Raw genomic sequence first — 23,366 nt, 5'->3', positions numbered from 1 at the left:
TATTGCCCGGTCACTGCGGCTCGTACCACGAATAGGTCGGCAGCGTCGTCAGCGGCGTGCCGATCTGGAACGTGATATCGCGCAGCGAAGTGAGCGGGATGTTGCGCGGATCACCCGTGTAGCGCCGGACATCGCCGTTGTCGTTGATATAGACCACGATGTTGCCCGTGATGCCCGCCACGTTCGTGCTGGAGAGCGGCTGGCCCCAGATATCGAACACCTGGCCGAGCGTGAAGGGCTTCACGTTCGGGGTTTCGATATGGATGATGCCGGTGTTGTCGTGCGTATGCGTCTCGTAGTTGCATTGCGGCAGGATGCCGACGTTCGCCGGGAACGCGAGCCACTGGCCGTCCTTGAAGATCGCGACGTGCGAATGCACGTGGAAGGTTTCAGCCATGCCCGCCGCGCAGATCAGGCCGTCGACCGTCGCGCCGGTGCCACCCGTCGCCGTGTTGCCGTTCGGCCAGAACGAGCTGCCCACGACGCCGCCGAAACTGAGCGTAGTGACAGTCGACGTGAACGGCGGCGGATCGGTCCATGTGTAGGTCGCGATCTGGGCCGGCGGCGTTCCGACGACGAGCGTCACTTCGCCATGCGGCGGCAGCACGAGGCTCGCAAGATCGCCGGTGTACTGCGCGATCGTGCCACCCGTATTGACCCATGCGGTCACGGCGCCGGTCAGGCCCGCCAGGTTGGTCGTACTGAGCGGCTGACCCCAGACGGCGAAGAGCTGACCGAGCGTGTACGACGCGTTCGATGTCACGTCCATGCGGATCTTGCCCGACGCATCGACCGTGTGGACCGGATAGACGCAGCCCGTCTGCCGCGCCATGGTCGGCGCCACGGTGCCGATGTTCGCCGGCAGTGCAAGCTGCTTGCCGTTCTGATAGACCGACACATGCGCGTAGCTGTACTTGGCGCCCGCCACCGTGCAGTTGAGGCTGCTGACCGCCTGACCCGTGCCGCCGGTCGAGGTCGAGCCGTCGCTCCATTGCGCGGCGCCGATCGTCGTGCCGTCGACGAGCGCGGTCGCCGCGGCGAGCGTCGGCGTGGCGTTCGTCGCGGGCGCGCTCGCGCCGGTATCGGGACTCGATGCGGGCGTCGCACCCGATGCGGGCGTGGTGCCCGCGGCGGGTGAACTCGAATTGCTGCCCGATCCGCCGCCACCGCCGCCACAAGCGGCCAGTGTTGCGAGTGCGGCTGCAAGGACTGCGCCGCTCATCCACTGAATGTGTCTCTGTTTCTCTTTGAGCATGTGTCGACTCCGCCCCTCGTCTGAAGGATTGCTTAAGGTGTTGCGGGCTGCACTGCGGGCGCATGCGGGATGCATGCATAGCGTGTGCGCCGGAAGCATCGCGAGTCGTTCCCGACGCAAGAACACACTGCCCGTCAAGACGATCCCGACACGATTGACGCAAGGTTTGACGCCTGTCGCTGCGACGTCCGGTTGAACCGAATGTCTCCAGTCGGGCACGTGCCGATGGAAGCCAGCGACTCATCGAAAGAGAGAAACCGCGCCGGCAATCTCACGCGCCGGCCAGAGGCAATGTATCGTCGATGCTGCATCGTCGCAAGTAGAACAATCGTCAGGCTCGCATTCAGGCGGCGCGATTTTTTGGTGTGTGCGGTGGCGCACATACGCACGGCCGGGCATTCGGCTTAGGATTCGGGTCCTGCTCGGCATCGGTGTTGCAATTGCATTCCTCCGAGCTGATTCGTGCCACCTTAAGCTCGTATCTGGGCGACAATGGCTTCAGACACAACCATGGAGGCATGCGAATGACTCTGTCAAAGACGCTGTTCCACAGCGTAAGGGACTGGTTGCCCGATAACCTTTTCCTCAGCATTTATCATCGTCGCAGGATCGGGCGTTTTCCGCGCATGCGAAATCCGACGACCTTCAACGAGAAAATCCTGCATCGCTGCCTCAATCCCGACCCGCGTTACGGCGATCTCAGCGACAAGCTGAAAGTGCGCGATTACGTGGCCGGGAAGATCGGCAGCGAATATCTCGTGCCGCTCGTCGCCGCGCCCGAGACGTTCAACGAAGCCGTGTTCGATGCGCTTCCGCAAGCCTTCGTGATGAAAGCAAATCACGGGAGCAGCTTCGTGAAGATCGTGAAGAACAAGGCCGACACCTCGTTCGCGGAGCTCGATGCGCTGGCGCAGCGCTGGCTATCGACGGACTTCTACGCGGTCGCGCGGGAACGACATTACCGCACGATCGATCGGCGCATTTTCTTCGAGACGCTGCTGCTCGGGCCGGATGGCATCGTTCCGCCCGATCTGAAGTTCCATGTCTTCAACAAGCAATCGGGCGATCCGAAGATCTTTCTGCTGGTGGTCACGGACCGCTTCGGAGGGCATCCGCGCGGCGACGTGTATGACGAAAACTGGAACCGCCTCGACATTTCGATCGGCCACTACGCGCGCAGCCCGGTTCCGGCTCCGCGCCCGGAAAAGCTGGACAAGCTGCTGTCGGTGGCGCGCCAGCTGGCGAGCGACTTTGAGTTCGTGCGCGTCGATCTCTACGATGCCAACGACGCCGTCTATTTCGGCGAACTGACGTTCACGCCCGGCGCAGGCATGTTCCGCATACGGCCGGACAAGGTGGACTACGAGTGGGGACGCCTGATGTAGGTCACTTGCTCATGTACTTGCGCGCCAACGCTTCATAGAGCGGCGGCGCGAACAGTCTCGATACCTGACTCGAAATCAATGCCGTGGCCATCAGCGACAGCACGAGCGCGTGCCCGTTGATCATCTCGATGACGATCACGAATGCCGTGATCGGGCTCTGCGTGACGGCTGCCAGATAGCCGACCATGCCGAGCGCGATCAACATCGGCAATGGCAAATGCGCGCCGCCGAAGATGAGATGCAGCGCGTTGCCGATGCCCGCGCCGATCGCGAGCGACGGCGCGAAGAGTCCGCCTGGCGCGCCGGGAAGATAGGAACCGACCATCGACGCCATTTTTAGCAGCGGATAGCTCACGCCGACATCGGAATGGGCTTCGAGCATCTCGCGCGCTTCCGCGTAGCCGCTGCCAAAGGTATGACCGCGCGACGCCAGACCGATCACGGCGATGACGAGGCCGCACGCCGCGCCGAACGCCACCGGATGCGCCTCGCGCCAGGAAAGGACGCGCGCCGGCATCCAGCGTTGCGTGTTCAGAAGCAGCCAGCAGAAGATTCCGCCAGCGACGCCCGTGATCGCGCCGACCAGAATGACGGCGAGCGCGAGCGAATCGGGGAAATGACTGCCCACCAGATCGATCGTGCCGAAGTAGACGTAGTTGCCCTGCAGCGCGAGCGAGACGATACCCGCGAAGATGATCGCCGTGATCAGCACGCCGCTCGTGCGCGCCTCGAAGCTGCGCGTGAGTTCTTCGATGGCGAAGACCACGCCGGCGAGCGGCGCGTTGAACGCGGCCGAGAGTCCCGCCGCCGCGCCCGCGAGCGCCAGCTTGCGTTCGAGTGCGCCGCCGCGAATGCTCCGCAGACGCGCCGGATAGAAACGCCGCAAGCTGTACATGAGCGCCGCGCCCACATGGATGGTCGGTCCTTCGCGGCCGATCGTGAAGCCCCCGAGGATCGACAGAAACGACACGAAGATCTTGCCGACGAGAATGCGCAGCGTGAGCAGGCGCGGCCCGAGGTCACGCTTGTCATGCAGCGTCGCGATGACCTGCGGGATGCCGCTGCCCTCGGAGCCGGGAAAGAAGCGGCGCGTGAGCCAGACGCTCAATGCGCCGATCGCGGGCGTGAGCAACAAAGGCAGCCACCAGTAGCGCGCGTTGGCGCGCAGAAAGGCGTCGTACCCGAAATCGATCAGGCGCGCGTACATGACCGCGATCAGCCCGGTCGCGACTGCGCCGATCCAGAACACGCCGTAATGCAGCCACAGCCGCTTGCCGCGCAAGATCGTGCGTCGGTCGATGAATGCAGGAATACGCATCGAAAAAAGGCCGTTTCAAATTTAAGGCACATTGTGACATAAATTCGCATCGTCCTTCCGATGCGGGTCGACTACGCGGCTATCGGCTCACGCTTCGCCTGCGCCGAACACCCAACTGAACGAACCATAATGAGCCTTGTGTTGCGCCGCGAGCCTGAGCAGACATCGCTCGCCTTTCGCCGTCAGATGCACTTGCACTTGCCGGCGATCGGTCTTGTCGGTCTTGCGCGTGACGAGCCCCGTTGCCTCGCAGCGCGACACCAGCGCAGCGGTGCCGTTGGGCGCGGCCTGCAGGCGCTCCGCAAGCTCGCCGACCGTGGCCCATTTCCGCTCGGGGAAACCGCGTACGTGCAAAAGCAGCTGATACTGGAGCGTGGTGATCCCGGCCGCGTTGGCAATCTCTTCGGATATGCGCAGGAACTTGCGCAATTCATAGCGGAAGTTCGACATCGCTTCCAGATCCAGCTTGTCGGGCAATTCGGCTTTCTGCGTGATGTTCGATGACATGAGTGGGTTCGTTGATTTGTCGTGGCGCAATCGTACTACCCGAACAATCGCGCCCAGAGCGCCCGGACGCGGCGCGCGCGGTCCTCGAAAATAAACGATCCGGCGAGCGCCAACAACCCCGACACCACACCCGTCGATAAATGTTCGAGGTAAGCGTAGCGATAGTGGCTCTCGTGCGAGTAGGCATCGCCCACGATGGTCAGCAAACCTACGATCAACGCATTGCCGTAGCGGTTTTCATAGAGCCTTGCCGCCGGCGTGAACGTCAGCAGCAACGCCAGAATCCCGGTAAAAAGCCCCGTTTTGAATGCGTTCATCCAGTGGCCCATGTTGGCGATGCTGCTCCAGCTTCCCGGCATGCAGGTCATGCACGCACTGGTCGGTTGCCAGAATCGCTGGATGAATACTCTGATGCGGCGCTTCCACATGCTCGACATGATCGATGCCCTCACCCGCAGTCTTCCGAATCTGCCAGATTCGCCTGGCCCGAACGCGCGCCATCGATGCGCTGCAGCGCGTGGAGAAAGCCCATCTTCCTGCCCGCTTCGCTGAGTCGCTCCAGTTCTTCTGACAATGCCTCGTCCCGATACCCTCTGCCACACGCGACGAGCGCGCGCGCACGCGCCACCACGAATGCGGAAAAGGGCGACGGTTCGCGGCGCGCGTAATCTTCGAGCGCCGTCGCGTGATGCGCGGCCGCGTCCCAGCGGGCGAGGTCGATGCATGCGTCTATCGCGTCACGTCGAAACAGAAAGTGATTGTGACTCACCGCTCCGGCGGCGAGCAACGCTTCGCCTTCCGCGAGCGCGCTTTCGAAGACGTCGACGTCATCGGTCGCGCGCGCAAGGACGCCCAGATAGCTTGCGCCGAGATACGTCATGCCGGTCTCGCGACTGATCGACAGCGCCTCGCCGATATCGTCCAGCGCTTCACGCCGGCGGCCCGCGACACGATGCATTTCCGCCCGCAACGCGAGCGCTTCGCCTTCGAAGCGCCTCGATTTCAATTCCCGCGCGCACTGCAACGCCGGACCGACGTGCTCCCAGGCACGCTCCCATTCACCGAGATCGCGCAGGCAATGCCACGCGGCGTGATGCGCGACGGCAAGCGCCCGCAGATGCCCGACCTTTTCCGCCGCGTTGACGCTGGCGAGCGCGGCGTCGAGTCCGGCGTTCGCGTCGCCGATAAACCATGCGGTGATCGCGCGCATCGGCAGATTGGCGACTTCGATTCGCCCGAACCCGTGGCATCGGCTAAGTTCGATGCAGCGGCTAAATGCGTCGTGTGCGCTGATCATGCGCCCGCGCATGTACTCGCCGTCGCCGAGCCCGCCGAGCGCGGCGGCCTCCCGTTCGGGATCCTGCACGTCGCGCGCGAGCGCAAGGCTGCGGCCGTGTTCGCGGATGCACCCTTCGATATCGCCGCGCGGAAAACACAGATTGCCGCGCAGAAAGTGAATGCGCGACGCTTCGCGCGGAAGATCCCGGGCGACGGCGGCCGCGCAATCGAGATCGGCCCAGGCGCCGTCGAGATCGTCGATGACGCGCTTCACGGTCGCGCGCCCGATCCACGCACGGCAGCGCTGCGCGTCGTTCGCGGCGGCTTCGAGCGCGGTTTCGAAGGCATCGAGCGCGGAGGTCATGTCGCCCGTGTCGTGCAGGATATCGCCGCGAAGGCATTCGAGCGCCACTCGGTCGTCCTGTGTTTGTGCGAGTTCGAGTCCACGTTCGACAAGCCGCAGCGCGGATTCATGGCGATACGCCGACGCCTGCGCGCGCGCCGCATCGCAATAGGCGCGCGCCGCCTCGTCGTCCGCCGCGCGATCGAGATGTTCGGCCCGCAAGACCGGATCGCGCGCGCCGTACCACTGCGCCGCCTGACGATGCAGCTCGCGGCGAGCGCTTTTCAGCAGCCCGTCGTAGATGGCGTCGCGGATCAGTGCGTGATGGAAGATGAATCCGCTGCCCTGACGTCGCAACAGAAGGCTCGTTACGAGCGATTCCATCGCGGCGCCGGCGCCGGTTGCATCGACGAGATGGTCGACGGCGTCCTGCTCGAAGCGCTGGCCGAGCACCGAGGCCGCCTGCAGGACGCGCTTGTCCGCGGGATCGAGCCGGTCGAGCCGCGCCTGCACGAGACTGCGCACCGAACCGGGCACGCCGGTTCCCGCGCCTTCCTTCGCGTCGTTGAGCAACTGTTCGAGAAAGAGCGGATTTCCCGCCGCCCGTGCGATGCAGCGCCCGGCAAGATCCGCGTCCGCGCCGGGAAACGATTCGGCCATCGCCTGCGCTTCGCTCGGGCTGAGCGGAGCCAGATCGACGAGCGTGTACTGGGCGTCGTCCAGGGCATCGCTCAGCGTGCGCGCGGTCAGCAGCAGCATCGCCGGACAGCGCGCCACCGTCGCGGAGAGCGCTGCGAGCTGCCGCAGCGTCGATCCGTCCGACCAGTGCATATCCTCGACGGCCAGCAGCCGGGGCCGCCGGCGGCTCGCGCGCCGGACCAGCCGGGTCAGCACGTGCAATCGGCCGCGCACCCGCATCGCGTTGTCCATCGCCTCGTAGACCGCGCGGTCCGCGAAGGTCATCGGCAAGTCGAGCAGATCGTCGAGAAAGAGCGTGTCCCCGGGGTCGATCAGGCCATCGGCGAGCGCGCGTTCGATGGCGCTCGAAGCGGCATCTTCATCGAAATCCAGCAGTCCGCGCACGAGCGACTGGATCGCATCGCGTCCGGTCGTCGCGCCGAAATCGAGCACGAGACCGCCGTGGCAGGCGAATCCGGCATCGCGCGCAACACGTTCGATTTCCTCGACGAGCCGCGTCTTGCCGATCCCGGCCTCGCCGCGCAGCACAACGGTGCGCCCGCCGCCGCTTTCGCGGCACGATTCGAGCATGGCGCGCAACTGCCGCAGCTCGTCGCGGCGGCCGACGAACGCGCGTTCACGGATCGAGCGCCGGAAACCGGTAACGCACCACGCCGGGACGGATTGCGCAAAGCCCTTGACGGCAAGCTCGCCGCGCGCGACGTAATCGAGGCGATCGGCCAGCGCGCGCCGCACGGCTTCCGATATCAGGATCTCTCCCGATCCGGCCGCGCCGGTGAGACGCGACGCGAGATTGACCGTCTCGCCGGTTACTGTGTACGCGCGGTGCGCCGCGCTGCCGGTGCCGCTGGCGACGACCTCGCCGCCTGCAATGCCGATATGCACGAAGACCGGACGCGCGAGCGCGCGGGACAGGCCGGGCATCGCATCCCTGATCGCGAGCGCGGCGCGCACGGCGCGTTCGAGATCGTTTCCATGCGCGACCGGCGCGCCGAACACCGCCATGATCGCGTCGCCGACATGTTTGTCGATGTGTCCGCCATGCTGATCGACGATACGATCGACCTGCTCGAAGTACCGGTCGAGCACGGCGACGACGTCTTCGGGATCGGCTTCACGGCTCATCTCCGTGAAGCCGCACAGGTCGGCGAAGAGCACGGCGACTTGCCGCCGCTCTCCTTTCGCTTCGCATGGTGTCGCTGCGGCATGGCGAAGCTCGGCCAGCGCATCGAGCAGCTTGCGGCGATGCCCGACCGAAGCGATGCCGAGTTCCTTCAGATCATCCGCCGTGAGACGGCGCAGCACGTCGGCATCGATGGCGTTCTCGCGGAACACCGGCTCGTACCGTTCCATCCCGAGGCTGCGCAGCCAGGCGGCGACGTCCACGATCTCTCCCGAGCGGAAAGTGTCTCTCAAAAGATAGCACGCGCGGTGAAGGTCGCGATGGTGTTCTGCGTCACAGCCCCCGGCCAATCTGTCCGATGAACGCTTCGATGACCGCCTCGTTTCTCGACAGGAAAACGAACTGACCGACGCGCGTCGAAACCAGCAGTCCGGCCGCGATCAGCGCGGCGACATGGGCCGAGACCGTCGATTGGGAAAGCCCGTTGCGCGCCTGAATCAGGTTCAGCGGCACGCCCTGTCCAAAAGCAACACGCTCGTGCGCGAACACCGCATCCGGCGTTTTCAACCACGCAAGAATCTCGCGGCGCAGCGGATTGGCGAGCGCCTTGTGTATCCGATTCGCATCCATGATCCTGTTCCGTGCGCGTCAGAACATGTCCGTTCCGGCAGCGCCGTCGATCGCCGCAAGCGGCGAAACGTGCTCCGGCCGGGACGGGATGAACGGACCCGTGATCATGCTCGAATAGCTTTGTCCCGGACCGACCATCGGAAACACATCGGCGTTCTGATCGATCATCACTTCCAGAAAAGCGGGGCCGTCGAACTCCACGAACGCTCGGAGCTTGTCCTCCAGTTCGCCTGGCGTTCGCACGCGGGCGGCGAAATCGAATCCATCGGCCCGCGCCGCCAGCACGAAATCCTTGCGATGCAGCGCCTTGTCGCTCACGAACAGCCGCCCGTCGTAAAAGAGGCGCTGCCACTGCCGGATCATCCCGTCGCCGCAATTGTTGAGCAGCAGCACCTTGACCGGAACGCCATACGTGCTGGCCGTTTCCAGCTCGCCGACGTTCATCCGGATGCTGCCGTCGCCATCGATATCGATCACGAGTGCGTCCGGCCGCGCGAACTGCGCGCCGATCGCCGCTGGCAAGCCGAATCCCATCGTTCCCATGCTGCCGGATGTGAGGAAGCTGCGCGGTTCGGCGAAGTCGAAGAACTGGGCCGCCCACATCTGATGCTGGCCTACGCCCGTGCTGATGATCGCGCGCCCGCCGGTGATTTCGCTGAGCTTCTCGATGACCCGTTGCGGCTGGATGGCGGCGCTATGCCGGTCGTAGTTCATGCCGTGCGTGCTTTTGAGCGCCGTCACCTCCGCGATCCAGTCCGAAGGAGCGCGCGCCGCCGGACCGAGGGTCATCATCGAACGAAGCGTGTCCTTCGCATCGCCCACGTGGGTCCAGTGCGCGCGCTTGACCTTGTCGATCTCCGCTTCGTCGATGTCGATGTGCGCGACATGCCTTGCCTTCGGTGCGAATGCTTCAGGACGGCCGCCGACTACGCGATCGTCGAAGCGCGCGCCCACCGCGATCAGGAAGTCGCAGTCCTCCACTGCGTAATTCGCGCACGCCGCGCCGTGCATGCCCAGCATGCCGAGCGCGAGTTCGTGTCGGGACGGCATGGCCCCGAGCCCCATCAGCGTCGTCACGACGGGAATCTGATAGCGTTCGGCGAACGCGCGCAACTCGGCGGCCGCGCCCGATGCAATCACGCCGCCGCCCGCGTACAGAAGCGGCCGCCTGCTGCGCGCAAGAAGGTCGAAGAATTCGGCGCAACCGCGTTCGTCGAGACGCGCGCCCTTCGCCACCTGGCGAAGACGATCGGAGTAGCCGCGAAACTGCAACGTGCCGTGTCCGCGATACGGGCCCCGCCAGTTCTGGATGTCCTTCGGCACGTCGACGACGACCGGCCCGGGCCGTCCCGTGCGCGCGATTTCGAACGCGGTACGCACCGTCTGTTCGAGCCGGCTCGGGTCGGTCACGAGAAAGACCTGCTTGGCGCAAGCCGACATGATGTTGAAGACCGGCGCCTCCTGAAACGCGTCGCTGCCGATTGCCGAGCGCGGCACCTGTCCGCAGATCAGCACCACGGGCACGGAGTCGCCGTTGCAATCTGCGATCGGCGTCACCGCGTTCGTCGCGCCCGGTCCCGACGTCACCATGAAAACGCCGACCTTGCCGCTGGCCCGCGCGTAACCGGCGGCCATGAAGCCCGCCGCCTGTTCGTTCGCCGGCACGACGAGCCGGATCTGCCGCTCGGGTCGATCCGCATGCGTTTCGTTGAAGCGGAACACGGCATCGTAAGTGGGCAGAATCGCGCCGCCGCTGTAGCCGAACAGGGTATCGACGCCTTGTTCGGCCAGCACGCGAAGGATGATGTCGGCGCCCGACATCGACTCGCCGGCAATGTGATTGAGATTGTGGTTCATGTTCGATCCTTGGCCCGTGCCTTACTTCGAAAATGCATGCGCGACGACTTCCGCCTGTCTCGCCGCGTGCACCGCGTGATACCCCGGCGCAGTCGATGCGGACGCGACGCGCCCCGCATACGACAAACTCGCGCGCGCAGGCAGAATCTCGCGCAGTTGCGGTTCGACGAAGCTCCACGCGCCCTGATTGCGCGCCTCCTCCTGACACCAGATCACGCGCTTCAGATTCGGATAGCGCGCGAACTCGGCGGCAAGTTGCCGCGACGGAAACGGGTACAACTGTTCGACGCGGATGATCGGCGTATCGTCGCCGCCATGTTTGCGCCGATAGTCGAGCAACTCGAAATAGACCTTGCCCGACGTCACGATCACGCGCTCCACGTTGGCGTTATTCGACGGATCGGTATGCTCGTCAGGCAGGATTTCACGGAACGCGCCGCGCGACAGTTCATCCAGCGCGCTGACGGCTTCCGGATGCCGCAGCAGGGACTTGGGCGTCATCACGATGAGCGGCCGCCGGTCCGAAGCGAGCGCCTGCATGCGCAGCAGATGGAACAGTTGCGCGGGTGTCGTCGGCTGCGTGACGCGCATGTTGTCCTGCGCGCTCAGTTGCAGATAGCGCTCGAGCCTCGCCGACGCGTGCTCGGGCCCGGCCCCTTCATGTCCGTGCGGCAGGAACAGCGTCAACGCGCTGCGCTGTCCCCACTTGGCGGCGCCCGCCGCAACGAACTGATCGATGACGACCTGCGCGCCATTCGCGAAGTCGCCGAACTGTGCTTCCCAGATCACGAGCGCATCGCGATTCACCGTCGAGTAACCGTATTCGAACGCAAGCACGGCCGCCTCGGAAAGAATCGAATTGGTCACCGTGAAGCGGCCCTGCGTTTCGCCGACATGATCGAGCGGGATGAACACGCCGTCATCGCGCTTCGTGCGCGTCTGGTCATGCAGCACCGCGTGACGATGATTGAACGTGCCGCGCGCACTGTCTTGTCCGCTCAGCCGCACATCGACGTTCTCATCGAGCAGCGAAGCGAAGGCGAGATGCTCGCCCATGCCCCAGTCGACCGGTTTCTTTCCGCTTGCCATGTCGCGACGCGCCGCGATCATCTTGCCGACCAACGGATGAAGCGCATAGCCATCGGGCACGCTCGCGACGCGTTGCGCCAGCGTACTCACACGCTCCTGCGACGGCGCGAGATAGCGCGGCGTGTCGCTCGCCTCCGATTCGGCAGAGCGCGTGTCCGTTTCATCGGCGCGGGCCTGATCGAGAATCTCGCGTCGCGCGTCGACCTGAGCGCTGGCCTGTTCCGATGTCAGCGCGCCCTGACTGATCAGCCTCCGCGCATAGAGCGCCCGCACGCCGGGATGCGCCGCGATCGCGCGATACATCAGCGGTTGGGTGATCGCGGGCGTGTCCTGTTCCTGATGCCCGTGCTTGCGGAAACAGACCAGATCGATGACGACGCTGCGCCCGAACTCCGTGCGATAGTCGAGCGCGAGGCGCACGGCCATGGCCACCGCTTCGGGATCGTCGCCGTTGACGTGCAGCACGGGCGCTTCGATCATCTTGACGATGTCCGTCGCATAGAACGATGAACGCGTGTCGCGCGGGTCCGAGGTCGTGAAGCCGATCTGATTGTTCACGACCACATGCACGGTCCCGCCCGTGCCATGCCCGCGCGTATAGGAAAGGCTCAAGGTTTCCATCACGACGCCTTGCCCGGACATCGCCGCATCGCCGTGAATCTCGACGGCGAGCACGCTGCCGGCATCGCCGGATGCGAGTGCGTCGGCCTTCGCGCGCGCCATGCCCTGCACGACCGGATTGACGATTTCCAGATGCGACGGATTGAACGCGAGCACGACTTCGACCGGTCCATCGGCGGTGTGCGCGACGGTGCTGTAGCCCTTGTGATACTTGACGTCGCCTTCCGGGAGCGTGTCGCCGTGCTTGCCGTCGAACTCGTCGAAGAGCGCATGCAAGGGCTTGCCCGCGATGTTCACCAGCACGTTCAGGCGTCCGCGGTGCGCCATGCCCATCACCACGGAGCGCACCTTCTTCGACGCGCCGTAACGCACCAGTTCGTCGAGCAGCACGATGAGCGATTCGCCGCCTTCGAGCGAAAAGCGCTTCTGCCCGACAAAGCGCGTATGAAGATACTTTTCGAGCCCCTCGGCGGCCGTCAGACGTTCGTGGAACCGGCGCCTTTCGGCGAGCGCAAACGACGGCGTCGCGCGCGTCGATTCGAGTCTCATCTGCCACCAGCGCCGCTCGTTCGCGTCCGTCAGATGCATGAATTCCGAACCCACCTTGCCGGTGTAGGTCTGTTCGAGCGCGGCGACGATCTCGCGCAGCGTCGCGTCTTCGTCGAAGAAGTACGTGTCGGCGGTGCTGAAGCGAGTCGACAGGTCCGCCGCCGTCAAGCCGTAATAGGCAGGCGTGAGTTCGGCGAGCGGGCGCGGCGGCTCCCAATGCAGCGGGTCCAGGTCGGCGCGTCGCGTGCCGATCGTCCGGAACGCGGCGATCAGCGCCTGCACCGCCACCTGATTTCGGGCGAGCGCGAGGCCCTTATCGGGCGATGTCGGCAAGCCGTGCGGACGCTTCGCGAACTCGATGAAACTGGACACCACGGGCGCGTGCGGTTCGTCATCGCGATCACTGCCGTCGATGGCGGGCGCTTCGCTCAAGGCATCGAAATAGCCGCGCCATTCATCCGTGACCGCTGCCGGATCGGTCAGATACAGCTCGTACTGCTCCTCGACATACGGCGCATTGGCGCCGAACAAAAATGAGCTCCTGCGTGTTTCGGTCAACATGATGCGTGTCCTTTGCGTGATGCGCGGCGTGTGCTTCGACCGCTCTGGTACGAAGTCTAGTCAGCCGCAGACGCGACGAAACACCCATCTGGCGCGATGTCGGGCCACTCGATGTCCGATTTGGGCCAGCGTCGAAATGGCGGCATCGCGCGCGCACGCGAAGCGCGCGTTTGTTACATCGCGGCAAAAGTCATTTACCGGTCACGGTGTCTGTCAGGCGCATGCCTTCGGATAGACTGGCTCATCGATTGCGGTAGACAGTTCCACCTGATGAAGGTCACAGCATGAAAGTCGCCCTTGTTCTGTTCGACGGCGTGCAGGCACTCGACGTTGCAGGCCCGCTCGATGTGTTCGCCGAAGCCAACACGCATCTGCCCGCGCATCAGCGCTACGAGGTTTCACTGGTCGGTCGCGAGGCGGGCGTCGTCACCTGCTCGAACGGAATGCAGGTGCTCGTGCCGGTCGGCTATCTCGATTCCGATATCCAGTACGACTTGCTGCTCGTCGCCGGCGGACCGGAGTTGCCCGACTGGGACCCGCCGCGCGAATTCCTCGCGTGGCTGCGCAGGCAGGCACGCAGCGCGGCGCGCTTCGGCTCGGTCTGCAATGGCGCGTTCGTGCTCGGGCATGCAGGTCTGCTCGACGGCAAGCAGGTCACCACGCACTGGTCCGACGCGGGCCATCTCGCCGATGCGTTCCCGCAGGCGCGCGTGCAACCCGACCGCATCTTCATTCGCGATGGACGGCTGTTCACTTCGGCGGGCGTATCGGCGGGCATCGATCTGTGTCTGTCGCTCGTCGCCGAGGACTGGGGACATGAACACGCCGTGCGCGTCGCCAAGCGGCTCGTCGTCTACATTCAGCGTGAAGGCGGTCAATCGCAATACAGCCCATATATCGGTGCGGACAAGGAAGAAGCGCCGCTCATCGGCAAGGTGCATCGGTACGTGACGGATCACATAGCCGATGCGCTGTCGATCGAGCAACTGGCGAGCGCCGTTTCCGTGAGCCGCCGGACCTTCTCACGCGTGTTCGCCAGGTATGCGAAGGTGACGCCGTCGGCGTTCGTCGAGCAGGTTCGCGTCGACTCGGCGAGGAAGCTGCTCGAGGAAAGCGATGCGCCGCTCAAGACAGTCGCGTACAGGTGCGGCTTTCACAACGCCACGCATATGCGTACGACATTTTCCCGGCGGCTGAACGTCACGCCGAGGCAGTATCGCGAGCGGTTTCGCGGCGCGGTGGACATCCAGCCTGCGGCTCGTGTGCATGTCGATGTCGATGTCGATGTCGATGTCGTCGAGCACATCGAGCTGGAAGAACTGGCGGAAGCTGCATAGCCTTTGAGGACACTCATGATCGCAACGGATTCATCGGGCACGCTCGCCGATATCCTCGCGCCGTCTTTATCGGTCGTTTTCTGCGGCATCAATCCGGGCATGCTCGCCGCCGCGACGGGACATCATTTCGCGGGCAGAGGCAATCGCTTCTGGCGCGTCGTTCATCTGGCCGGCTTTACCCCGGAGCTGCTTCGTCCCGAAGACGACCGCGCGATGCTTCGATACGGATGCGGGCTCACGACCGCCGTCGCGCGTGCGACCGCGCGAGCGGATCTTCTGTCGCGTGTCGAGATCGAAGCGGCGGCGTCGGCATTCGAGCGCAAGATCGAGCAGCATGCGCCGCGATACATCGCGTTCCTCGGGAAGATGGCCTTGTCCGCGATGACCGGCCAGCGCGAGATCGCGTGGGGACTGCAAGCGCAAACCTTCGGCGGGGCCACAGCGTGGGTGCTGCCGAATCCGAGCGGCCTGAACCGCGCGTTCAGTCTCGATGCGCTGGTGGACGCTTACCGCGAACTGCGGATCGTGGCCTGTCCTCGCTGCGCAGATGCGGGTTCGTGCGCAACGCCTCCGTGACGAATTCCAGAAATGCGCGAATCTTCCCGCTCGCGCCTCGTCGTTCGACGTGCAGCATGTTCACCGGAACCGGCTCGGGCTCGAACGCCTTCAGAATGGGGCGAAGCCTGCGTCCCAATACTTCGGGCATCGCCTGGTATGAAAGCAACTGTGTGATGCCGACGCCGTCGCTGGCCGCCGCGATCGCTGCCGGCGCGAGATCGACGATCATGCGCGGCTGAAGCCGCACTGGCAGCCTCGCGCCGCGCTCCCTGAAGACCCATTCCAGCGGATTCGTCACGCCCGTGAAGGACACGCAATCGTGGCGCGTCAGCTCCCTCGGATGAACCGGCTCGCCGCGCGCCTGAAGATAGGCCGGGGCCGCATACGTGCAGCGGCGCACGAAACCCAGCGGCACCGCGAAGGTCGTCGAGTCGCCCAGATGACCGATACGAATGGCGATATCCACGCCTTCCTCCAGCAGCCGCGTGGTGCGATCGGCGTACACCGCATGGATGCTGACGTCCGGATAGCGCAGCGCAAAGGCATTGACGAGCGGCGCGACGAAGCGCTGGCCGAACAGCACCGGCGCCGATATAGTTAGCGTTCCTACCGGTTTGACGTGGTAAGCACCGATGTTCGCTTCGGCATCCGCGACGGCATCGAGAACGTGTCGGCAGGCATCGAGATAGGCCACGCCCGCATCCGTGGGCCGCACCGAGCGCGTCGTGCGTGCGAGAAGTTGCGCGCCGGTGCGCGCTTCGAGCGAATTGAGCGCCCTCGATACCGCGGCGGTCGACAAGCCAAGCTTCTCCGATGCACTCGTAAAGCTCCCGCTGTCGACGATCGCCACGAAGACTTCCATCTCTCGCAATCTGTCCATTCCGATTTCCCGCCACGACTCGTTTCGAATGGGAGTGTAAGCGGCATGTTCGCAATGTGCGTCGTCTTGGCCCGCATCGGAAACAGATTGGCCATTTCTGAAGCCATGTCCCGAAGCGCGCATTCATTGGCCTGATTTGCGTATCGACCGGCCTTCGACAAACACGCACCGTCTACGACAATGAAGAGCCCCATTTGTGCAACCTCAACGAAGAGTCTGTCATGTTCTCTGCAATGCTCGAAGTCAATCCGATTCCCGACCAGTTCGATGCCTATCTCAACATGGCGAAGATGCTGCGGCCCGAACTCGAAGCGATCGACGGCTTCATCGACAACACCCGCTACGCAAGCCTGACCCGCGAGGGATGGCTTCTTTCGCTGTCGAGCTGGCGCGATGAAAAGTCGCTGGTGCGGTGGCGTACCACCACCAAACATCACAAGATTCAGCAGGCTGCGCGCGATCGCGTGTTCGCGGACTATCGGCTGCGCATCGGGCAGATCGTGACGGACACGCATGTACCCGAAGGTCACGCGCTGGTCGAGCAACGGCTCGATGTCACGGAAGCGGGCGCGGGCAAGGCGGTGACGCTGCTCGACGCGAGACGCGTGCCGGACTGGATCGCGCAGGCCGGGCCGCATGTCGTGGCGCGGTCGCTGGGCATCGATGAAGCAGCGCCCGGTCTCGTCGCGTGGGACGTGTTCCACGCGCTGCTGACGCCCGGCGACGTGATCGCCGTGGCGACGTGGCGCGATCAGGCGGCGGCCGAATCGTTCGAACGCGAAGCTTCGCGCCCGAGCGATGTGCGCCTGCGTCACATTCGCGTGATCCGTGAATACGGCATGTTCGATCGACGCGAAGCGCCGCAATTCTTTGAAGAAGCGCAACGCAAGGCGTGATTGTTTCGTCTCCATACGTGCGCGCCAGAAGAGAACGACCGGACGTGCTCGCCGCTTCATTCCAACGGCGAGCACTTATGCGCGCGCATGGACGCGACGCGCCTATACTCCATAGCATTCCCGAATAACCGCGCACTCGACGCTGGCAAGAAACACACGCGAAATGGCCCAATAGCCGGCCTGTCTCCGCTTCATCTCGCGCCACTCCCTTTCTAGAATTCCAATAAGCCGATTCCGGGTTGCGGCGCATCAATCATCGATCCCGGATGCGATGCCAGGTTGAACACGTTCAGACACCGAACTCTCATGACACACGTCACTTCCACAGCAAGCGGCCGGCAAGACGCGATAGTCGAGCCGGCACCCGCAGAGCTTCCCGTGAAGGAAGCCACGCTTTCACTCCGGCTTGCCATCGGCTTGATCGGGATGTTGCTCGCGTCCTTGCTCGCAATACTGAACGAGCAAGTCACCGCGTTCGCGATGGCCGACATTCAGGGCGCACTTTCGATCGGACATGACGACGGCACCTGGCTGACCACGCTGTTCGAAGCGGCCAACGTCGCGACGATGGTCTTCGCGCCGTGGTTCGGCATCACCTTCACGCTCAAACGGTTCACGATCGGCGCGGTCGTGGCCACGATGCTGTTCGGCTTCCTGTGCCCATTCGCGCCGAATCTTCCGTCGCTCTATGCGTTGCGCGTTTTGCAGGGCATCGCGGGCGGCTGCCTGCCGCCGATGCTGATCATCGTCGCGCTGCGCTATCTTCCGCCCCGAATCAAGCTGTACGGGCTCGCCGGCTATGCGCTGACCGCGACTTTCGGACCGGCGCTCGGCACGCCGCTCGCCGCGCTCTGGACCGAGTACTTCAGCTGGAAGATGGCGTTCTGGCAGATCGTGCCGCTCGGCATCGCGACCTGCGTGGCGATCCAGCAAGGCCTGCCCGACGATCCGCTCAAGCTCGAACGTCTGCGTTCGTTCAACTGGTCCGGATTCCTGACCGGATGCCCGGCCATCGCGATGCTCGTGATCGGCTTTCTGCAAGGCGATCGCCTCGACTGGCTGAACTCGGATCTCATCCGCGTGATGTTCATCGGCGGATCCGCGCTGCTGGTGGCGTTTCTCATCAACGAATGGTTTCATCCGCTGCCGTTCTTCAAGCTCCAGTTGCTGCAGCGACGAAACTTTTCGCACGGACTCACGACGCTCGCGGGCGCCGTGATTCTCCTGGTCGGCGTTGCCGCGATACCTGGCCAGCATCTCGCGCGGCTTCACGCGTATCGCGCGTTGCAGACGACGCCGCTGTCGCTCCTCGTCGCGCTGCCGCTGTTGATCACGCTTCCGCTGACCGCCGCCGTGCTGAATCTGAAGCGTGTCGATTCCCGCTGGGTGATGGCGCTCGGACTGTGTCTGATGATCGCGACCTGCGCGATAGGCAGCTTCATGACATCCGAATGGATCCGCGACAACTTCTATCTGTTGCAGTCGTTGCAGATCGCCGCGCAACCGATGGTGATCGTCGCGATCCTGATGGGCGTCACGACGGGTCTGCCACCCACGGAAGGCCCGTTCGCCTCGGCGATGTTCAACTCGCTCAAGACCTTTTCCGCCGCGATGGCGACGGGTCTCATCGAAGGTCTCGGCACGGCGCGCGAGCGCTTTCATTCGAACGTGCTCGTCGATCAGCTCGGCAATCGCGCGCTCATCACCGATCAGAGCATCGATGCGACGCATGGCATCGGCGAACTCGCGCATCGTGTGCATGAGCAGGCGCTCGTGCTGATGTCGGCGGATCTCTATCGCGTGATGGCTTGCGTCGCCGTCGCGCTGCTGTTTCTCGTTCCGTTGTTGCCCGTGCGTATCTATCCGCCGTGGACTTCTTCTCCGCCGTCTTCTCATTAAGGGACGCTTGCCATGTCATCCTTCATCCGCTCCCACTCCAGACTCATTCGCATCGCCGCGCCGGTGCTCGCGCTCGCCGTCATCGCCTGGGTATGCGTCAGACTGCTGTCCGGTTCGACCACCGAATCCACCAACGACGCCTATGTCCACGCTGATTTCACGCTCGTGGCACCGCGCGTTGCCGGCCAGATTTCGGAAGTGCCGGTCGAAGACAATCAGTCGGTCAAGGCGGGGCAACTGCTCGTGCGTATCGATGACCGCGACTATCGCGCCGCGCTGATGAGCGCGCAGGCCGACGTCGACGCGGCGCGCGCGGCTGTCGCGAACTTCGATGCCGAAATCGCGCGGCACCCCTCGCTGGTCGAGCAGGCGCGCGCGACCCTGCGTTCCGATCAAGCGGCGATCGGCTTCGCGCGTGCGAACGCGTCGCGCTATCAGAATCTCTCGGAGACGGGCGCGGGCACGGCGCAGGAACAGCAGCGCGCATCGAGCACGCTGGCGCAACAGATTGCGCAGCAGGAGCACGACCGCGCCGCATTGACGACGACCGAACAGAACCTCGATGTGCTGCGCACCCAACGCGACAAGGCCGCGGGCGCGCGAGCGCGCGCCGAGGCGGCGCTGGAGCAGGCGAAACTGAATCTGTCGTACACCGAGATTCGCGCGCCCGTCGATGGCAAGGTGGGCCGGCGCTCTGCGCGCGTCGGCGCGTTCGTGACGCCGGGCGCGCCGGTGCTGGCCATCGTGCCGCTGTCGGATGCGTATGTCGTCGCCAATTTTCAGGAAAACCAGATCACGCGGATGCGGCCCGGCGAGCGCGTGCACATCAAGGTCGACAGCTTTCCGGGCGTCGTCATCAACGGCCATGTCGATAGCCTCGCGCCCGCGACCGGCGTGAGCTTCGCACCCATCGCGCCCGACAACGCGACCGGCAACTTCACGAAGATCGTGCAGCGCGTGCCGGTCAAGATCACGATCGATCGCGGACAGGAAGCGGCATCGGCGCTGAGCGTGGGGCTTTCGGTCGAAGCGGAAGTGGCCGTGGGCCGGCGCGGCGAAACACTCGCGAAAGGAGGCGACACAGAATGAAAGCGACCGATACTTCTCTTCGTGCAATCGTTCTCGCCGTTCTCGCGAGCTTCGCGATGGCGGGATGCACGGTCGGGCCTGATTTTCAGTCTCCGAAGTCCGCCACGCCGGAGGTCTTCGAAAGAACCCAGACGGCGCAGGCATCGAGCAAGGCGGTGCAGGCGGACTTCAACTCGGACTGGTGGACGCTGTTCGACGATCCCGTGCTGAACGCGCTCGAAAAGCGTCTCGCCGACGCCAATCTCGACGTGGCCGCGGCCTCCGCCCGGCTGCGTCAAAGCCGCGCCGAACAGCGCGTGGCCGGCGCGGCGCAGTTGCCCACGCTCGATGGCGCGGCGTCGTACTATCGCGAACGCGGCAGCGAGAACGGTGTGCTGTCGCTGCTGGGCGTCACGCCGTCGCAGAGTCAGCCGCAATCGGCGTCCGGCGACGCGCCGCTCGGTGTGTCGGGCATGCCCGGCTCCAAGGGCTCGCCGGCCTACAACCTGTATCAGGCCGGCTTCGATGCGTCCTGGGAAATCGATATCTGGGGCCGCGTGCGGCGCGGCGTCGAAGCGGCGGGCGCGCTGACCGACGCGTCCTATGAAGACCGCAACGCGATCCTGCTTTCGGCCCGCGCGGAACTCGCGCGCAATTACGTCGAATTGCGCGATACGCAGTCGCTGCTGGAGATCACGACACAGAATCTCGATATCGCCCGCGATGCCGTGAGGCTCACGAAAATTCGGGTGCGCGAAGGCGTCACGACGGACCTGGACGTCGCCAACGCTTCGGCGCAGATGGAAACCATCGAAAGCCTGATTCCGACGCTCGAATCGCATCGCGATACCACCATCAATGCGATCGGCGTGTTGCTCGGCGAACAGCCGGGCGCGCTGCGCAAGATGCTCAGCGAAACGCGTGAAGTGCCGAAGTTGCCCGATCAGGTGCCGATCGGCTTTCCGTCGGAACTCGCGCAGCGTCGGCCCGACATCAAGAAAGCCGAGGCGACGTTGCACGCGGCGACGGCGTCGATCGGCATGGCGAAGGCTGATTTCTATCCGCGTATTTCGCTGAACGGGAGCGCGGGGTTCCAGAGCTTGCAGCTTTCCAGTCTGGCCGATTGGGCGTCGGGGCAGTTCGTCGTCGGGCCGTCGATCACGTTTCCGATTTTCGAGGGCGGGCGTCTCAAGGGAACGTTGCAGTTGCGCGAGGCGCAGCAGCAGGAAGCGGCGATTCTGTATAAGCGCACTGTGCTGGATGCCTGGCGCGAAGTCGATGACGCGCTGCTCGTCTACGACGCCGAACAGCGACGGCGCGAGCGGCTCGCCTCGGCGGTGAGCCTCAATCAGCGCGCGCTCGCCGTCGCGCAACAGCGATACAAGGCCGGCGCCCTCGACTATCTCGACGTGCTCAACGTGCAGAAGCAGTTGCTGGAGGCGCAGAGCAATCTCGAACAGAGCAAGGCCAAGGCCGCGGAAAATCTCATCACGTTGTGCAAGTCGCTTGGGGGTGGGTGGGAGACGACTTATGACGGCAGGTACGCGGGGCGTTGAACCGCGGATGGCAAAAGGCCGGAGCGCGTGGGCTCCGGCCTTTTTTTTGGGACGCCTCTTAGCTACGCCTCGACTATCCGCACGTCGTACTCTTCATCGACGAACGCGACGATGAACTCTTCAGGCATCAACCACGAATCGACGCTGACCGTCTTCGTGTCGATGTCGACGTGCACTTTCGCATCGGCGTCGACGGTACGCATCGCGTGCTCGAGCGTCGCGATATCGCCGGAATGGATGTGCTGCTTGACCGAGAATTTCATTTGCATGGCTCCAGTAGTGAACTAACGATTTCAATCTAGGCGCATTCATCGAAGATTTGCACACCCGTCGCGGACCAACAGTCTTGCGTCGCGCGTACAAATTCAGGATCACTTTCTAATGCCCACCCGCACCCGCCGCGCCGGCACCCGCGCCCTTTCCAGGTTTCGTCAACCAGATCAGCGGCACGATCGCGATGAAGATCACCGCCGACAACCAGAAGATGTCGTTGAGGCCGAGCATCGCGGCTTGCGTCGTCAGCGAACGTTCGAAGAATGCCAGCGCCTGCGACGGACTGCCGCCGAGCGCGCTCTGCATCGAATCGATCGCGCCGACGAACGCGGGGTTATGCACGCTCGCCTGCTCGGCGAGCTGCGCGTGATGCAGGATGGTCCGGTCATTCCAGCCCGTCGTCGCGAGCGAGGTGCCCACCGCGCCCGCGAACACGCGCACGAAGTTCGAGAGCCCCGCCGCCGCAGGAATCTTCGCGGGCGGCAGACCGGACAGAATGATCGCCGTGAGCGGCACGAAGAACAGCGCGGTCGGAATGCCTTGCAGCAGCGTCGGCACGACGAGCGTGTACGTATCCACACCGGTTGTGTAGTGAGAGCGCATGAAGAACACGGCCGCAAAGCCGAAGAACGCGAGCGTGGCGAGCACGCGGGCGTCGGAGCGCGGCATCAGCTTGCCCATCACGGGCGCGAGAATCACGGCGAAAATGCCGAGCGGCGCGGTGGCGAGACCGGCATCGACGGAACGGTAGCCGAGATAGCCCTGCATCCATTGAGGCAGCAGCACGAGGTTCGAGAAGAACACCGCATAGGCGACGGAAATCGCCACCGTCCCGCCCAGAAAATTGCGCCCCGCGAAGAGTTTGATGTCGATGACGGGGTTCTTGTCCGTCAGCTCCCAGATCAGAAAGAACGCGAAGCTGATGAGCGCGAAAACGCCCAGCGCGACGATCACGGGCGAGTCGAACCAGTCGAGATCCTTGCCCTTGTCGAGCATGATCTGCAATGACGCTACCCAGGCGATCAGCGAGAGCAGCCCGATCTTGTCGATCGGCACGCGTTTCACCGGCGTTTCGCGTTCGCGATAGATCGCCCACGTCACGCCCGCCGCGAACAGCCCGACCGGAATGTTGATGTAGAAGATCCACGACCACGAATAACTATCGGTGATCCAGCCGCCGAGCGCGGGGCCGGCGATGGGGCCGACAGTCGCGGTCATCGCCCAGAGAGCGAGCGCAGTCGAGCTTTTCTCTTTCGGATACGAACCGAGCAATATGGCCTGCGACAGCGGAATCAGCGGGCCGGCCACCGCGCCCTGCAGAATCCGCGCGGCCAGCAGCGTCGGCAGATTCGGCGCGATGCCGCACAGCCACGACGACACGACGAACAACAATATCGCCCACACGAACAGCTTGATTTGCCCGACGCGCTGCGTGAGCCACCCGGTCAGCGGAATCGAGATCGCGTTGGCGGCGGCGAAAAGCGTGATGACCCACGTGCCTTCATCGACGGAAACGCCGAGATTGCCCGCGATGGTCGGAATCGCCACATTGGCAATCGATGAATCGAGCACGTTCATGAAGGTCGCGAGCGCGACGGCGAGCGTCGCCAGAACCAGTTTGCCGCCTTGCAGCGGCGCGGGTTGAGTCGTCGGGTTCATTGCTTCACCTGAATTGTCTATGACT

At 64.2% G+C, this 23,366-nt stretch carries 18 protein-coding genes; 7 read left to right on the top strand and 11 right to left on the bottom strand.

The genetic code is table 11. The features are described from left to right. Nucleotides 1-10 precede the first annotated feature (10 nt). The gene (locus tag BTHE68_RS32740) at nt 11-1,255 is read right to left on the bottom strand and encodes a hypothetical protein (RefSeq protein WP_232078182.1); all 1,245 of its coding nucleotides are present in this window, start codon (nt 1,253-1,255) and stop codon (nt 11-13) included. A 626-nt stretch (nt 1,256-1,881) separates the two neighbouring features. Here BTHE68_RS32740 and BTHE68_RS32735 point away from each other — a divergent pair. Beyond that, complete coding sequence (locus BTHE68_RS32735) at nt 1,882-2,640, top strand: ATP-grasp fold amidoligase family protein (RefSeq protein ID WP_353622670.1); 759 nt, start codon at nt 1,882-1,884, stop codon at nt 2,638-2,640. 1 nt (nt 2,641) lies between these two features. Here the strand turns inward: BTHE68_RS32735 and BTHE68_RS32730 are convergent, their stop codons facing one another. From BTHE68_RS32730 to BTHE68_RS32700, 7 genes are all read right to left on the bottom strand, one after another. After that, entirely contained in the window at nt 2,642-3,958 is a 1,317-nt protein-coding gene (locus BTHE68_RS32730) for a chloride channel protein (protein ID WP_162070413.1), read from the bottom strand. An 87-nt stretch (nt 3,959-4,045) separates the two neighbouring features. Continuing rightward, a complete protein-coding gene (locus tag BTHE68_RS32725) occupies nt 4,046-4,465 on the bottom strand; it encodes a MarR family winged helix-turn-helix transcriptional regulator (protein WP_162070412.1) in 420 nt (139 codons plus the stop codon). A gap of 35 nt (nt 4,466-4,500) precedes the next feature. Further along, nucleotides 4,501-4,902 carry a hypothetical protein gene (locus tag BTHE68_RS32720; protein ID WP_162070411.1) on the bottom strand — a complete coding sequence of 134 codons (402 nt, stop codon included), beginning with the start codon at nt 4,900-4,902 and terminating at the stop codon, nt 4,501-4,503. Nucleotides 4,903-4,913: 11 nt separating this feature from the next. Continuing rightward, the gene (locus BTHE68_RS32715; protein WP_162070410.1) at nt 4,914-8,171 is read right to left on the bottom strand and encodes an adenylate/guanylate cyclase domain-containing protein; all 3,258 of its coding nucleotides are present in this window, start codon (nt 8,169-8,171) and stop codon (nt 4,914-4,916) included. A gap of 70 nt (nt 8,172-8,241) precedes the next feature. Next, entirely contained in the window at nt 8,242-8,538 is a 297-nt protein-coding gene (locus BTHE68_RS32710) for an ArsR/SmtB family transcription factor (RefSeq protein WP_162070409.1), read from the bottom strand. 18 nt (nt 8,539-8,556) lie between these two features. After that, nucleotides 8,557-10,359, bottom strand: a complete 1,803-nt coding sequence (gene ilvB / locus BTHE68_RS32705; protein WP_162070955.1) for a biosynthetic-type acetolactate synthase large subunit — start codon at nt 10,357-10,359, stop codon at nt 8,557-8,559. A 57-nt stretch (nt 10,360-10,416) separates the two neighbouring features. Continuing rightward, entirely contained in the window at nt 10,417-13,215 is a 2,799-nt protein-coding gene (locus tag BTHE68_RS32700) for a 2-oxoglutarate dehydrogenase E1 component (protein WP_162070408.1), read from the bottom strand. 284 nt (nt 13,216-13,499) lie between these two features. Between BTHE68_RS32700 and BTHE68_RS32695 the strand changes: the two genes are divergently transcribed. Together BTHE68_RS32695 and mug are read left to right on the top strand one after the other, a co-directional pair. Continuing rightward, nucleotides 13,500-14,552, top strand: coding sequence for a GlxA family transcriptional regulator (locus BTHE68_RS32695; RefSeq protein ID WP_162070407.1), 1,053 nt, complete (start codon nt 13,500-13,502; stop codon nt 14,550-14,552). 15 nt (nt 14,553-14,567) lie between these two features. Next, nucleotides 14,568-15,128, top strand: a complete 561-nt coding sequence (gene mug / locus BTHE68_RS32690; RefSeq protein WP_162070406.1) for a G/U mismatch-specific DNA glycosylase — start codon at nt 14,568-14,570, stop codon at nt 15,126-15,128. Here mug and BTHE68_RS32685 read toward each other — a convergent pair. Beyond that, on the bottom strand, nt 15,034-15,990 hold the full coding sequence (locus tag BTHE68_RS32685; protein WP_162070405.1) for a LysR substrate-binding domain-containing protein: 957 nt from the start codon (nt 15,988-15,990) through the stop codon (nt 15,034-15,036). The genes mug and BTHE68_RS32685 overlap by 95 nt on opposite strands. Before the next feature lie 221 nt (nt 15,991-16,211). On the opposite strand from BTHE68_RS32685, the gene BTHE68_RS32680 reads away from it, so the two are divergent. The 4 genes from BTHE68_RS32680 (at nt 16,212) to BTHE68_RS32665 (ending at nt 21,409) form a co-directional block, all read left to right on the top strand. Beyond that, a complete protein-coding gene (locus BTHE68_RS32680) occupies nt 16,212-16,886 on the top strand; it encodes an antibiotic biosynthesis monooxygenase family protein (RefSeq protein WP_162070404.1) in 675 nt (224 codons plus the stop codon). Between the two features lie 306 nt (nt 16,887-17,192). After that, entirely contained in the window at nt 17,193-18,785 is a 1,593-nt protein-coding gene (locus tag BTHE68_RS32675) for an MFS transporter (RefSeq protein ID WP_162070403.1), read from the top strand. A 12-nt stretch (nt 18,786-18,797) separates the two neighbouring features. Continuing rightward, complete coding sequence (locus BTHE68_RS32670) at nt 18,798-19,874, top strand: HlyD family secretion protein (RefSeq protein WP_162070402.1); 1,077 nt, start codon at nt 18,798-18,800, stop codon at nt 19,872-19,874. Then, entirely contained in the window at nt 19,871-21,409 is a 1,539-nt protein-coding gene (locus BTHE68_RS32665) for an efflux transporter outer membrane subunit (RefSeq protein WP_162070401.1), read from the top strand. Before BTHE68_RS32670 ends, BTHE68_RS32665 begins: the two co-directional genes overlap by 4 nt. A 62-nt stretch (nt 21,410-21,471) precedes the next feature. Here the strand turns inward: BTHE68_RS32665 and BTHE68_RS32660 are convergent, their stop codons facing one another. Next, complete coding sequence (locus BTHE68_RS32660; protein ID WP_162070400.1) at nt 21,472-21,672, bottom strand: copper chaperone; 201 nt, start codon at nt 21,670-21,672, stop codon at nt 21,472-21,474. Between the two features lie 115 nt (nt 21,673-21,787). After that, nucleotides 21,788-23,341 (bottom strand): DHA2 family efflux MFS transporter permease subunit, encoded by a 1,554-nt coding sequence (locus tag BTHE68_RS32655; protein ID WP_162070399.1) that lies wholly within the window; start codon nt 23,339-23,341, stop codon nt 21,788-21,790. Nucleotides 23,342-23,366 lie beyond the last annotated feature (25 nt).

Origin of the sequence: Burkholderia sp. THE68, assembly GCF_009938265.1 — a bacterium.
Lineage (GTDB): Bacteria > Pseudomonadota > Gammaproteobacteria > Burkholderiales > Burkholderiaceae > Caballeronia.
This window is presented reverse-complemented; position numbering and strand designations above follow the sequence as displayed.